The sequence below is a fragment of the Pedobacter sp. BAL39 genome, assembly GCF_000170795.1.
In the GTDB taxonomy this organism is placed as follows: Bacteria; Bacteroidota; Bacteroidia; order Sphingobacteriales; family Sphingobacteriaceae; genus Pedobacter.
On the sequence record NZ_ABCM01000038.1, the window covers coordinates 1 to 13,855 of the forward strand.

At 42.1% G+C, this 13,855-nt stretch carries 11 protein-coding genes and 1 pseudogene; 1 reads left to right on the forward strand and 11 read right to left on the reverse strand.

Going from position 1 to position 13,855, the window contains the following annotated elements:
* Positions 1-1,208, forward strand: a 1,208-nt coding sequence (gene lat / locus PBAL39_RS24125; RefSeq protein ID WP_008246762.1) for an L-lysine 6-transaminase, incomplete at its 5' end; no start/stop codon positions are given.
* A 127-nt stretch (positions 1,209-1,335) separates the two neighbouring features.
* On the opposite strand, the gene PBAL39_RS24130 is transcribed toward lat, so the two are convergent.
* The 11 genes and pseudogenes from PBAL39_RS24130 to PBAL39_RS25765 all read right to left on the reverse strand — a co-directional run.
* Complete coding sequence (locus PBAL39_RS24130) at positions 1,336-1,578, reverse strand: hypothetical protein (RefSeq protein ID WP_008246764.1); 243 nt, start codon at positions 1,576-1,578, stop codon at positions 1,336-1,338.
* Positions 1,579-1,621: 43 nt separating this feature from the next.
* Complete coding sequence (locus tag PBAL39_RS24135; RefSeq protein ID WP_008246765.1) at positions 1,622-2,167, reverse strand: 3'-5' exonuclease; 546 nt, start codon at positions 2,165-2,167, stop codon at positions 1,622-1,624.
* Positions 2,168-2,770: a hypothetical protein gene (locus PBAL39_RS24140; protein WP_008246766.1), complete on the reverse strand. Its 603-nt coding sequence runs from the start codon at positions 2,768-2,770 to the stop codon at positions 2,168-2,170.
* A 110-nt stretch (positions 2,771-2,880) separates the two neighbouring features.
* Positions 2,881-3,513 (reverse strand): hypothetical protein, encoded by a 633-nt coding sequence (locus tag PBAL39_RS24145; RefSeq protein WP_039867663.1) that lies wholly within the window; start codon positions 3,511-3,513, stop codon positions 2,881-2,883.
* A gap of 370 nt (positions 3,514-3,883) precedes the next feature.
* Positions 3,884-4,375: a hypothetical protein gene (locus tag PBAL39_RS24150; RefSeq protein WP_008246768.1), complete on the reverse strand. Its 492-nt coding sequence runs from the start codon at positions 4,373-4,375 to the stop codon at positions 3,884-3,886.
* A gap of 198 nt (positions 4,376-4,573) precedes the next feature.
* Entirely contained in the window at positions 4,574-5,197 is a 624-nt protein-coding gene (locus PBAL39_RS24155) for a hypothetical protein (protein ID WP_008246769.1), read from the reverse strand.
* Positions 5,198-6,017: 820 nt separating this feature from the next.
* A complete protein-coding gene (gene egtB / locus PBAL39_RS24165) occupies positions 6,018-7,226 on the reverse strand; it encodes an ergothioneine biosynthesis protein EgtB (protein ID WP_232283011.1) in 1,209 nt (402 codons plus the stop codon).
* Between the two features lie 12 nt (positions 7,227-7,238).
* Positions 7,239-8,600 carry an acyl-CoA dehydrogenase family protein gene (locus PBAL39_RS24170; protein ID WP_008246775.1) on the reverse strand — a complete coding sequence of 454 codons (1,362 nt, stop codon included), beginning with the start codon at positions 8,598-8,600 and terminating at the stop codon, positions 7,239-7,241.
* Positions 8,601-8,979: 379 nt separating this feature from the next.
* Positions 8,980-11,505 carry a hypothetical protein gene (locus PBAL39_RS24175; protein ID WP_008246776.1) on the reverse strand — a complete coding sequence of 842 codons (2,526 nt, stop codon included), beginning with the start codon at positions 11,503-11,505 and terminating at the stop codon, positions 8,980-8,982.
* A gap of 6 nt (positions 11,506-11,511) precedes the next feature.
* Positions 11,512-13,248, reverse strand: coding sequence for a hypothetical protein (locus PBAL39_RS24180; RefSeq protein WP_008246777.1), 1,737 nt, complete (start codon positions 13,246-13,248; stop codon positions 11,512-11,514).
* Positions 13,249-13,583: 335 nt separating this feature from the next.
* Positions 13,584-13,855, reverse strand: a pseudogene (locus tag PBAL39_RS25765) (hypothetical protein); the annotation flags it as partial.

The window sequence follows — 13,855 nt, forward strand, 5'->3', positions numbered from 1 at the left end:
AATACAACCGTCGGCTGCTCGATTTCTTTACCTGCTTCGCCTCCGTCCCCTTAGGATACAACCATCCAAAGATGGTAAATGATGAAGCTTTTAAAAAGAACCTGATGCTGGCAGCAATGGCCAACCCTTCCAATTCTGACGTTTATACCCAGCAATATGCACAGTTTGTGGAAACTTTCTCACGGGTAGGTATCCCAGATTATTTGCCCCACGCTTTTTTTATTGCCGGAGGTGCATTGGCAGTGGAGAATGCGATCAAGGTAGCCATGGACTGGAAAGTACAGAAGAACTTTGCCAAAGGATACAAAGAAGAAAAAGGATTTAAGGTGCTTCATTTTGAAAAAGCCTTTCATGGCAGGACGGGCTATACGCTGAGCCTCACCAATACCCTGCCCGACAAAACCAAGTGGTTTGCAAAATTCGACTGGCCCCGCGTTTCTGTACCTGAAGTAAGGTTTCCACTACAGGATGGCAACCTGGAAAATGCAATCGCAACGGAACGAGAGTCCATTGCCCAGATCAAGCAGGCTTTTACCGACAATAAAGACGACATCTGCGCCATCATCGTCGAACCCATACAATCAGAAGGTGGCGACAATCACCTTCGTGAAGAATTCCTGATCCAGCTGAAAACATTGGCAGATGAAAATGATGCTTTCCTGATCTATGATGAGGTCCAGACGGGGGTAGGCTTAACGGGTAAATTCTGGTGCCATCAGCATTATAGTGAGCAGGCCCAGCCGGACATCGTTGCCTTCGGGAAAAAGATGCAGGTCTGCGGAATATTGGTGGGCGACAAGGTAAATCAGATAGAGACCAACGTTTTCAAAGTGCCTTCCCGCATTAACTCCACCTGGGGCGGCAACCTCGTGGACATGGTGCGCTCCACAAAGATTTTGCAAATTATCGAAGAAGACCAGCTTTGTGAAAATGCAGCAAACCTTGGCCAATATCTAAAAGAACAGCTGGAAGAATTTGCTAAAACTTATGATCAGATGAGCAATATCCGCGGCAAGGGACTTCTCGCATCCTTCGACTTCCCTGACAAGGAAATGAGAAATGAGTTCATCAAAAAAGGGATGGAACAAAATGTCATGTTTTTGGGTTGCGGCAATCAGACCATTCGTTTCAGACCAGCACTGTGCATGGAAAAACACCACATTGATGAAGGGATGGAGGTCATGGCCAATATATTGAAAACATTGTAACTATTTTACGGCTTAATGTTTAATCAATTTCAGGTCATTCATGAGCATTTTATTCACAATACCTTGGGCCGAAGAATCGCTGAGTTTTCTATCAATATCTTCCAGAATGTTGTTCATGCTCTGAGATTCAATACCAGCCGTAAGCCAAAAGGTAAGTCAAGACCAATTTCTTGCTGATGATGTCGAGGCTATAAAAAGCCCCATCACCACGATAGCTTTTCGAGTATTGCAGATTCTTGTAATGGATCTTGTCCAGCAAGGCATTTAATCCATCTTCTGCAAAATGTAAAAACTCCGGCAGGTCATCTACTGTTATCACTTCTGATAAAGCCGGATAATATCTTTTGGTTACTGCTTTTGTAGCTGGCATAGTATCATTTTTATGCTTGTCCTATCAGGAAATCAATTCTTCATTATTCCAAAATCCAACGAAGTATCTTGGCTATATTTTTGGCATCATCAACACCTCTATGATGTGTACCTTCCAATGGAATATTTAACATTTCCAAGGCTCCAGACATTCCCTGTTCTTGACTCAACCTCTTCTTTAGTGCAAAGAGAGTTTTTACATTTACATGTGATGGCCCGAAGGGATAACCAATATTGTAAGCAGCGCACTGTCGCTGAAACTGCTTTAGATCGTAAGCTCCGAAACTTGCCCAAGCCCTATTTTGAGATGAATACTCCTTTTTTAGAATTGAACAAGCTTCTCTAAATGTAACTCCATCATCGATAATCATTTGAGGCGTTATAGTAGTTAGCTTGGTGCAGAATTCCCCAACTTCTGATCGTTCCGGTTTTACCAGTATTCCGCGATTTTCAGATATCTCTCCGGTTTGAACATTCAGCAAGGCAATGCCAATTTCGATTATATCGTTCTCCATACCATCAGGATTACTTCCTTCCCAACAGGTAGCCTCAATATCTACAATTAATATTTCATCTAATTTACCGCGCATTTATAAAGTATTTTCTGGAAAAAAGTATGCATCTTGATAGTAGGGATGCTCGATAAATAGATTAGGAAAATATAGATCTATCTTTTCGCTGCCAATATATCCCCGTTGCCGCTGATCGGTGTTCTCAACCCATGCGCCCCACGTTCGTTTGAAAGAGCCATCCAAGTTATATTCAAATCCAAGAGAATAGATATCTTCTCCAGATGTAAACAGATATTTCTCAGTAGTGTCAAGCAGAGGAAGACCGGTTTCATTGTCAAGAACTTGACTGCATATATCGTTGCTAGAAATGTCAAAAAGTACCTTAGATCTTTCCCTCAATATTTTATTGATAAACCAATACCGTTCCTCAACTTTAAAAGTGCCGGCACTCGAGCTTTTTATAATTTCAATATCTACTAATCCAAAGTCGTCCAATATCGAATGTAAATCTTCTGTTTCTTTTAAATAAACGCTATAAGATACGTCACCAATTTCGTATCTTTCTATTTTAGATAAAACTGAATCTTCATAATAATTGATATTATAATCTTTCAATTTTTCAAGCTGTTGTTTGGTAATGGGTTCACCAAAGCTATTGGTGTAAGACATTGAATTTGCCATAATCAATTAAAGTTATATTTAATCCTTGGATAGCCGACATTTAAACCTTGCATGACAGGTGTAAGATCGGTTTGTGAGCCCAGTTTTTCGGGGGGACGTCATGTCCCTGCTTAAAACCTCGGAATCACATCAGCAGTCATGTAGTATTCCGCCAATCCCTGAGATATTCCAGTTAATGCTCTAATAGTGGCAATACCTTTAGGATTATTGAGGTATACTTCTGAATCTTGTCCACTTATATTTGTATGCAAGCTATTGTAATAGAGTTCAAGTAATGAACCATCTTCATTATACTCACAATCAAACATATATTCATTTGGATTAATTTCAGGGTCGTAGTAAAATTTCTTAGTCATACTGTGATCTGGAATACCTTTAACCAAATCACTAATCCAGGCATAAGCGATGATGTTTTTATATTTATCCAAGAACTGATGACTTTTAGCCAAAAGCGTTTTATGAATACTATAATGTGTACGTCGTCGTATGAGATAGTCATGTGCGTAGATTTCACTATTAACAATAGTGAGTTGCCAACCTTCTCTAAAGACACGATTAATCAATTGTTCGTCTGTTTCGCCCGAGTTGTTAAAATAGGTCAAAAGAATAGGTCTTCCTGCGTAAAATTCCTCTATCTGTTTAACTTCACCGCCATCATCTTGCACAACATAATATTTACCCATTTTTAAAGCTTGGTTTTCACTAATTAACTCACCAAACTGATTTTCGAATCTTATACCCATAAGCATGAAAATATAATAGAGAATGATTTAATCGATCTATTCACCTCGAATGCCCAAAACAATAAAATCTGATTGGCTGATCGATTTTAAAGTCCAGTGTCATTACTAGTTACAGAGCGAACATCCAGGATAAAAGTACGATTTCACATCCAGGCCTCCATAAATTTCATTAAAATAAAAAATCGTTTTTCTAATCACGAACTGAGATATTTGACGCAATATTCGCCAATGCGAAAAAAGAAGACATTCTGTGGAAGGCTATTGTTGTGAGATGTATTGAATTTCCTGAGATTCATGTACTTTGCAGCTGAATATCCCCCCTGGTATCGAATCTGTCCTGAATTTTAAATTGAGTTTGATCCTGGACTGATTAAATGATTTCGGTTCCAGTAGACCCAGGATAACCGGCGTATGTCAAATAGTAATTCTCATGCTCCCATGTACCATTTAATATCTGTTGAATTATATCGATGGTAATAACAATACTATGAATTTTAACTGGAATAAACCAAGGGGACTTAAAGGCATCATTGGATTTATGACTTTCAAAATCATTCAACCATGCCAGGCTTAACTCATCTCCCATTAGAGCGAGCAAAGTTTTAGTTTGATCAAGCACATGAATAAATATGGTTTTATCTGACTCACTCACGACAAATTCATCTAATGATATATCAACTATTCCGATGCTTTGTCCCAATCTATTATAGTCACAATCTTCATATAACTGTTGTAAATTAGACGGGAAACTATGGATGCCGATACGTTCCATGGCCTCACATATAAACTGACTTAGAAGTTCTATAAAACTATCCGGTATTAAAAAATTCTTGCCTCGATATTCAATAGTTGCTAATCCCATTTTTTCATTTTGGTTACTGATTTTGTACCTGCCTTTGTGTCCATATATTCAATATACTTTTATCCTAAAAATAAGGTCGTCAATATACGATAGGATTTAAATGATCAATGATGCGTCATAATTTGTCATTCGCAATATAAAGATGTTACGTCGCGAAAAAGGCCTACATAATTTTTAATTCAAAAGTAAATCAAAAAATCAGATCTTATTTCTATTAAATCTCTCAAATCTGCTCCATAGAAAATCAACTCGCTCTTGATTAGGAAAATCATTGGAATTATCATCAATAAACATCAAAAAATCTTCTTCTAGTGATGGCAAATGAAATAGCCTGTCATATCGTCTAAAAGTTTGACCATTGTCTATCTCAAATTTCAACTCGCTGTTGAAAATGGTTCCACCTCTAGCGATGATCTGAAATGCGGGAAGATAGGGATTAGATAATCCTGGATAAGATGATATTTCTGGTTCAGATTTGAAGATCTCCCAATTTATATACATACATATAAAAAAACCATCGTAGTCTCTAAAGGTAAAGCGTACATAATCCACTCCTCTGGATTTTAAATCATTGATAACTTTTTCCTCAGGAATAATTTGGCTACTCAAATTAAGGCTAATATCGATGAAAATGTTATGAAAATTTTTTGACTTATTAAAAGAATCAATACCGTTGTAACCACATGCTGTTTTCCAAGCAAACAATCTAGTCTGGTATTCCCTGAACAATAAAATATTTGAGTACCTGAACTCCTTCTTCTTTACCTCTTTTAAAAAATCTAGCTCTTCTACGATGTCTTGGTATCGATCTGTTATATTCATTATTTTTTTAGATAAAACTACATTTTCTTTTAAAAAAACACAATCCAGTGTCAGATCTTCTCAAGTAAATTGCAAGTATCATTTCTATGCTCTCACTGTTCATTTATTCCAAAATCCACCGGAGGACTCTAGATATATTTTTAGCATCATCTACACCTTATGTATGCATCTATAGCAACTATTATGAGAATAGTTCTCCAAACATTCTCAAACATAAAATATATTTAGATAAACTAAAAACCACAGACTATCAAATCTGGATTTTTTTCCGTCATCATCATAATATACTTGAACTAACAGCTAACTGACCATGTGGATAACATCTTTATATCTCACCTCGTCCTTCGGGATTAGGAAATCCCACGTAATAAATACTATAGTCAGATAATGGCCAAACCTCTTCTAGCATTTCTATCATAATATTTATGGTAGAAATCAGACTCTGAATTTTTATTGGGTAATACCACTCATTCTTGAAATAATCGTCAGACTTATTACCTTCAAATTGATTAAGCTCAGAAATACTTATTTCATTTCCTTTTGAAGTTAATAGTGAATTCGTTTGATTAAACACGTCGATTAATGTTATTTTATCTATAGAATTCGTGACCTATTTATTTAAGGAGATAGCGACCATACCAATATTCTCTCCTCTCACATTAAAATAACATTGACGGTATATTTTCTGCAGATTTTCGGAAAAAATGTTTACGCCGATCGTTTCACAGGTTTCGCAAAAATATTGGCTTAAAACTTCAATAAATGCTTCAGGTATCCAAAATCCTTTATCCTTATAATTAATATTCGTAATTGCCATTACTTATCCTCTCACCAGCCTAATCCCTGTAAATTGCCACTGTGCGGCAGTACTAAAAAAGTTGCGATAAGTATTTCTGCTGTGCTCTGGCGAAGTCGCGACTGAAGCGCCACGAAGCACCATCTGATTGATCATAAACTTCCCATTATACTCCCCTATTGCACCTTCAGCTTTACTAAACCCTGGGTAAGGAAGATACGCACTTTCTGTCCACTCCCACCTTGCACCCCAGTTGAATTGCGATGATGCCACTTCCCATTCCGCTTCTGTTGGCAGACGCATTCCTTTCCAGGCAGCAAATGCCGCCGCTTCAAAATAGTTAACATGACATACCGGTTGGGGAAGATCAACTTCCACCAAACCTTTCAATTCATATACAAACCATTTCCCATCTATCTCATGCCAATAAAGCGGCGCCCGGGCTTCCTTTTCTTTTACCCATGCCCAGCCCTCAGAATGCCAGTATTGAAACTGTTCATAACCACCCGCTTCAATGAACTCAAGATACTCCCCATTGGTAATTAGCCCGGAAGAGATCTGATAAGACTGCAGGTACACCTTATGCCTGCCCAGCTCGTTGTCAAAGCTGAATCCAGTGCCGTTAAAACCGATCTCATAAACACCCGCTTCCACAGCAATCATCTCATCAACAGGCAAAACTTTCATCACAGAAGCCGAATTTCCTTCAATCCCTTTATCATCGTAAGCAGGAAAAAGCGGGTTGTGCCCAAGGATGTATTTGATATCTGAATATAACAACTCCTGGTGCTGCTGCTCATGGTTCAGACCTAATACGATCACCTCTTCCAGCTCCGCAGAAACCCCGCACTCAAAAAGATGCTGCATGGCAGCATCTACATATTGACGATAAGCATAAATCTGGCTTACGGTCGGCCGACTTAAATTGCCACGATCTGTACGGATTACGCGGGCACCAACACCTTCATAATAAGAGTTAAACACAAAGTCAAACTGATCATCATACACCTGATAACCCTGAACATAAGGTTTCAGTACAAACGTTTCAAAAAACCAGGAAGAATGCCCGAGATGCCATTTCGGCGGACTCACATCTGCAATTGGCTGCACCACGTAATCTTCCACTTCTAAAGGCCGGCAGATCTCTTCTGTTAATTGTCTGACGCTGGCATAACGTCCTGCAAGTCCTGTCTGAACAGGCTGCGCCATGGTTTGCATAGCTAATGTACTCATTGCATATATAAATTATACGAAGGCAGAGAAGCCGGTTATGGCTCTGCCTACGATCAATGTATTAATCTCTTTGGTTCCCTCGTAAGAATAGATCGCTTCTGCATCAGCTACAAAACGCGCCACATCATACTCGAGCAAGATACCATTTCCTCCCATTACTTCCCTGGCCCTGCTCACCACATCACGTGTTTTCATAGAACAAAATACTTTAGCCAGCGAAGCATGTTCGTCGGTCAGCATGTTCTGATCCTGTAATTGCGATAAGCGGAAGCAAAGCGTCTGCATGGCAGTCAGGTTGGATAACATCTCGACTAAGTGATTTTGAATCAATTGGAAAGAGGCAATTGGTCTGCCGAATTGCTTTCGCGTGCGGGTGTATTGTAACGCGCTTTCATAAGCTCCTCTTGCACAACCGACTGCCTGCCAGGCAACTCCAGCCCGGGTCATTTGCAATACCTTAGCCGTATCCTTAAAAGAATTCGCATTCTGCAGGCGGTCTTCTTCATCAACCTCACAATTGGTCAGCGTGATCAGGCCATTCTGAACAATCCGCAATGCCATCTTGTCCATCATTTTTTCCACCTCGAATCCCTTCGTGCCCTTTCTCACCAGGAATCCCTTCACTTGCTGATCATCGAGGTCTCTAGCCCAAATGATGGTGACGTCTGAAAAAGGTGCGTTGCCAATCCATTTTTTTTGTCCGTTAAGGATCCATTTGCTGCCCTGTCTTTTCGCCGTAGTGGTGAGCCCACCTGCCGCGCCAGATCCGACCTCAGGTTCCGTTAAACCGAACGCACCGATCGTAGTCATCTTCTGCATCCCCGGCAACCATTGTTGCTTCTGGGCTTCCGAACCTAAAAGATAGATGGAACCCATCGCTAAACCACTCTGCACACCGAAAAAGGTGGACATTGATGTATCAACACGTGCAAGTTCCATCGCCAGAATACCTTCCATCAGGTTCGATTTATTCGGACATCCATACCCCTTATAAGTCAATCCGCAGATGTCGAGTTCCGCAATACGTGGGATCAGCTCGAAAGGAAACTCTGCCTTTAACCAGTACTTGTTGACCACTGGTTTCACCTCTTTTTCTAAAAAAGCACGGACTTTTAGCTGCAATGCACGATCCTCATCTTTCAATGCCTCGTCGCCAAGATGGTAGAAATCACCTTCAATAGGTGGCAACTCCTTCTTTTTCTTCGTACTCCCCATCATTTTCATCATTCCTTGAAGTTGTGTTTCATCAAGGTTAGAAACGGTATCCATCATCTTCGGTAGGTCAACCTTTTTGGACAAAGCCTCGAGTTTCTGAAAATCAATGGTCTTGAACAGCGCATACGCGTTCTTTATAGAGGAAAAGATGTTAGACATATCTGGTTTTGTTTGATGATAAGAACAAACAAAAAGGTACTTTTGTTGGATCCAATTGATTTTCTTAACAGTAACTTTAGGGCAAGACTAGTTGAGCTTCGAACACCTGCCGTAATGAAGCCGTACTAATAGCGTATCATATCCACGTTGAGTCCACGTTTTTCCGGGAAAACGTGGACTCAACGTGGACTTAAGGTGGATTTTACGTGGAGTTAATATAGCGCTGGTCTAGTCCGTGTCTTATCCTAAAATAGCTATACGTGTTATTGATTTAATATTGAATTGACTATACACACAAATTTGTAATTCCTGATTCGGTTATACAAATTGTCTAGTCCTGATATAGCTATACCGATTGCCTTGTGTAGCCATGAAGAGATCAGATCACAGCAACCACAAATCTAACATCTGTTGTAAGATTAAGAGACAATTTTATATTTCCCTTTGCGTCCGACTTTAACTTTTGATTTTTCTGATCAATCTGTACCTGATAAGACTTATATGGCAATAAACCCGTCAGTTCAATTTCCTGTTTGCCTATACCCCGGATATTCCATGAACATTCCTTATCATCCCATTTGTCAAATTCAATAAAAATAGGCTTCTTAGAAAAAGTATGGATTTTCATGGTCTGATCATCCTGATTCTGACGATAACAAGTTAGAACATCCCCCTGCTTCCCGGCACCAAACGCTATTTTGCTTCTGATGGAAAAACCATCGGTTTTCATAAGATAATCACTTGCACTCAATTCCAGCTGATAGTCACATCCCAGATGATGATAAGCAAATTTTGCCCCATTCAGTTTCTGCATCATCTGCGGTTCCAGGCCCAGCCTGTTCCATTTAGGACGAACGCCATAAATATCGCTGTACAAAGCAGTAATACTGGTACAAATACCGGCCAGTATATCATCGCCAAGACCAAGCTGTGTGGTCCTGCTGTAACGTTGGGAAGACAACCCATCTCTATGATACTGCTCCAGCAGTTTGTTGATGTACTTCAGCGCAATGCTTTTATCATGTTTCACATAAGCCCTGACCCCAAGGTAACCCCAGGTGGGAAAGATGTCTCCATTTTCATATTTTGGAAATGGCCAGTTCCCTCCTTGCACCTCTTCCCTTTTGAAACTATCAAAACACAATGGCCAATGAAACAGGTTTTCTTTTTTCATCCTTGTTTCCACCTGATCCAGAATCTGGGCGATGCGCTGCTTGTCGTCACAAATCCCAAAAGCAATGGCCGCAAAATTCAGGGGTGTCACCAGGTTATCACCATGTACAGAACCATCCTGGTCACGCCAATAGACATATTGCTGCTTTACCGGCGACCAGAATCCGCCCTGATCCAGTGGTTTGTTGAAAGCATCCTTCAGCTTCTGCGCAACAGCAGCATAATGTGCTGCCCGCTCCTGGCTACCCAATATCCGCTCACAATTCGACCATAAAGTCAATGCTTCATACATCTGCGCATTCACAAAGGCATTTTCATAACTCGCCCAGACGATGTCGAGCCAATCGCTTGCTTTCGCATCAGCAATGCCATTATTCATCATCTCAAAAATCCCGTTGTTGTTGGCATCACGCCTGATCAGCCAGTCGAGTGCACGTTCACAGCTCTGCTGATGGCCACGCAGCCAGTTAAGATCGCCATTCAGCTCAAACTGCTCGCTGGCATTAATTACATAGCCGGTCTGCGAGTCTACCGTATATCCCCACATGGCTTCGTAATAGCCGGTCTTCGAATTATACGTTCCGGGAATCTCATCGCCGGCGGCATTGTGCCAGCGCGACAACACGCGTCCATCTGGCAACATCGCCTGATCCCGCTCCTGGTCTAAAGTGGAGGAGAAGTTGCGGGTGTAATTATCGTCGTTCAGCGCCATCCCGATTTGCGCAAAGAAAGGTTCATGTAAACATTTCCAGTTGGTTAACCAGCCGTTGGCACCAATGATGTTCCGGTCGACCACCCCGTACCGGCCTGTCGTATTTAACAATTCACGTACCGCTACCGCATCTATTCCCGGCAATATCCCACGGGAATATTCCTTCGCATAATCCACATATTGTAATTCCAAGCCCACAGAAACCTTGCCCTGCGGCACTTCAAATGGCGCAAACACATCTTCCCTTTGGGATACAAACCTGCTCAGGTTGTAACGTTGTTCCAATGGTTTTGTCGTAGCCATCTGCGTAAAGCTGAATGTCCCGCCTGGACCATGAGCATATTTTGAGGCCAGCTCATATCCCGCAGCAGGAACACCCACAATCCGTAGGGCATCACCGGAATCTGCATTCCAAAAAGTAACGCCACCGGTGTGTACGCCATAGGTATCGTTCATCTCTTTGAGGTACTTGCACCACACCATCCCACCGTTGTCCATAATTCCACCTTTCCAAACCGACAAGTTTGCAAAATTCCATTTCGGCAAGGCCATGTCTTCAAGTGTTGCGACCTGCGACTGGTCCCTCTGGATCTCCCATATCACTTTGTTGCCCTTCAGCTTGAAATCCCAGGTTTCAGTTACCTGCAACGGACCATCTCCATAGCGTATACCAGTCAGCAACACACGGTCTTTGGTTGCCTTGACCTTGATTTCATTGTCCCTAATAGCAGGTGATGCCCCAGCCTGTGATCCAGAAGAAAAATTAAGCTGGCCAGTACGAAACCCGGTATAAACACCCAGGTCAGAAAGGGTATTTTTACCATTTACAGTCAGCTGCCTGATCCGGCAGCCATTAGCATAATCAATGAGTAAGGAAAGTTTCTGATCAGCAGCAGCGATCACAATGGTTTTGTCTGCCGCATTGTGCCTGATCAGTTCTCCTGATTGTTCATGAGCAGCCTGGCTGCTTTGGAAGAAGCAGCCCAGGAAAGCGAAAAGGATGATGGCCCGTTTTATCATTCTGGTTTATTTGGACATGTTGAGGATCATTTGATTGTTTTCCGGACTGATGCGGAAGATGGTACCCTGAGGTTTGGAAAAGCTACCGGAAATTGCAGACCAGGAGTACCTCATATTTTCAAATTCGCAATCAATCTTCTTTTCACTGATGGTCTTAAAAGGCAGCGCAGTACCTGAGGCCGCAGTCATATCGAGGTACCAGGAGACTTGTTCAGCAGACTTCAGCCTGATGCTGACCTTCTGCTCATTCAGCTCCATTTCCAATGTGCCCGCAATGGAGGTCAATGGCCAGCTGATGGTCAGTTTGCCTTTCAACTTGTCGGAAATCACCGGGTCGTCCCCTTCCAGCAGCAGCTCTTTTCCATTCACAACGGCCTTGAACCTCAAACCTGCAAGCGGTTGGTTGGGCTTGCTCCAAATGTACCCATCCACAACTGGAAGGGTAAAAAATGAACATTCATTGGTCGTGGTGACACCAGTGGTATATTGAGAGGGGAAATCTTCATCAAAGAGGTGAATGTCTCTGAAACGCAGTGTTCCTTTTTCCCAAAGTAGGTTTACACGGTAAAAGCGACTGTTGAACCATACCGTTTTGAGGTCGCTGCCCTCAATATCTTTATTGACCGTGAAGGACGTTGCTGGCGTTACCTTATACTTTTTGCTGAACCAACGGCCCGAGGCCTCCATGGTTTCTACGCGGACTTTCTTCTCCGCCCGTAACTTTGCAATCAGTGGCATCTGGATTTCCAGGCCCTTGGCCATTGCATCCCAGGTAAAGGAATTCTCCTGCCCTGCCTGTGTGTAATTAAATTCCATAGACTCGCCATTGGTGAACTCCTGGAAGAACCATTTGATCCATCCTTCATCACCGCCGCCAAACTCATAAACCGGTTCCAACGTGATCACGCCCTGGCGTGAAGTGCCTAGTCCAGTATCGTACTGACGCACAGGATCGCTGCCCAGCATCCTGAAGATCGGCACAGGGATCTGTTTTTCGGCATGTTGCGCAGGCATATAGGAATTGATTTTACTTGGATAATAAGCCTGGTTCCAGTAGCCTCCCCAAAGGGTGTAACCATCAGTGCCGTATTGATCTTTGCAATTGCTGGAAGCCACAATCTTATATTTTTCATACATATAGTTCAGCGTATGTGCATCGATGAACCAGGAACCTACGGACTTCGGGTAATAGCCGAAAATCTTTTTAAAATCTGCCATGTACACATCAACGATCTTCTCCCGCTCTGCAGGCGTGTATCCAGTGGAAAAGCCAACATCCGCATGCCAGTCCCAGGCATACCTGCCGCGCCACTTCAATCCCGCTTTTTCAATCAATGGCTGAGGCAATTCCCACCAGGCACCAATTTCATAGTTTTTCTTTGAAAGTCCTTTGAGTAGCTTCTGATAACGGGGATCCATCAAGGCATCATACTGAAGGAGGAAAGTACCCGGAAGGTTGTATTTGTCCATCAGCGCTACCTGTTTGACCACAGTTTGATAAAGGACATCCTCAGTAATTTTCGCATCCCTAGGTTCCAGGAGCCGGATAAAGTTGACAATATTGACAATTTTCGGTTTGTTGTCTTCTGCAGAAACATCCGAGAGGACTTTTGAGGTGTCTGAAAGCGGTGATTTGGAAACCGCTGACAGCGGTAGTCGTGACGCATTTGAGCGACCTGGCGACAAGAGCAGCAGCATCGCAAGGCCAGTCTGAAGGAAGAATGGTTTCATAAAGTGTTTCATGTATGTTGGTTATTTGTGTGAATACCCAATAGGCAAAGGTTCCCAAAAGATCCGGAACAGCGTATGCCCGATGGTATATTCAGATAAACAGAACATACCATCAGGCAATTTAATGATAGTAAATGAAGAAACTGTCCTTGTCCATCCTGCTCCGCAGCCTTATGTATTACGTCAAGATAGATTAAGGTAAGACAGGTTAAACAAGATCAGATTTTTGACTGACAAAAAGCAATGACGGTCGGACATAAAAAATCCCTCCAGAATTTATTAACATTCACGAGGGATTAAAGGGTACAGTACTACAGCTGAAAAATGAAAAATATGATGCAGCTAAATTAGCTGAGCTCGAACAGGCTGTCTACTCCCAGCAGCTTACGACAGGTAAAACCTTCGCCATAAGTTACGCCAATAGACTTGCCGAACTCACGGGCCCGTCCAATGACACTGTCAAAAAATTCCGGAGAAGAGATGTACGTTTCCGCTTCCTCATGTTCCGGATTATAAAACTGCGTTTTAAAGCTTTGATGGAATCGATCTTTGTCTGGATGAAGGGCGTAATGTCGATGATGATGTCCGGTTCGATGTAGCGGTCCTGGATGTACTGGAG

Excerpts from the sequence above, each read along its gene's own strand:
- PBAL39_RS24130 (WP_008246764.1), bottom strand. The coding sequence starts at position 1,578 with ATGCCAGCTACAAAAGCAGTAACCAAAAGATATTATCCGGCTTTATCA.
- PBAL39_RS24135 (WP_008246765.1), bottom strand. The coding sequence starts at position 2,167 with ATGCGCGGTAAATTAGATGAAATATTAATTGTAGATATTGAGGCTACC.
- PBAL39_RS24140 (WP_008246766.1), bottom strand. The coding sequence starts at position 2,770 with ATGGCAAATTCAATGTCTTACACCAATAGCTTTGGTGAACCCATTACC.
- PBAL39_RS24145 (WP_039867663.1), bottom strand. The coding sequence starts at position 3,513 with ATGGGTATAAGATTCGAAAATCAGTTTGGTGAGTTAATTAGTGAAAAC.
- PBAL39_RS24150 (WP_008246768.1), bottom strand. The coding sequence starts at position 4,375 with ATGGGATTAGCAACTATTGAATATCGAGGCAAGAATTTTTTAATACCG.
- PBAL39_RS24155 (WP_008246769.1), bottom strand. The coding sequence starts at position 5,197 with ATGAATATAACAGATCGATACCAAGACATCGTAGAAGAGCTAGATTTT.
- egtB (WP_232283011.1), bottom strand. The coding sequence starts at position 7,226 with ATGAGTACATTAGCTATGCAAACCATGGCGCAGCCTGTTCAGACAGGA.
- PBAL39_RS24170 (WP_008246775.1), bottom strand. The coding sequence starts at position 8,600 with ATGTCTAACATCTTTTCCTCTATAAAGAACGCGTATGCGCTGTTCAAG.
- PBAL39_RS24175 (WP_008246776.1), bottom strand. The coding sequence starts at position 11,505 with ATGATAAAACGGGCCATCATCCTTTTCGCTTTCCTGGGCTGCTTCTTC.
- PBAL39_RS24180 (WP_008246777.1), bottom strand. The coding sequence starts at position 13,248 with ATGAAACACTTTATGAAACCATTCTTCCTTCAGACTGGCCTTGCGATG.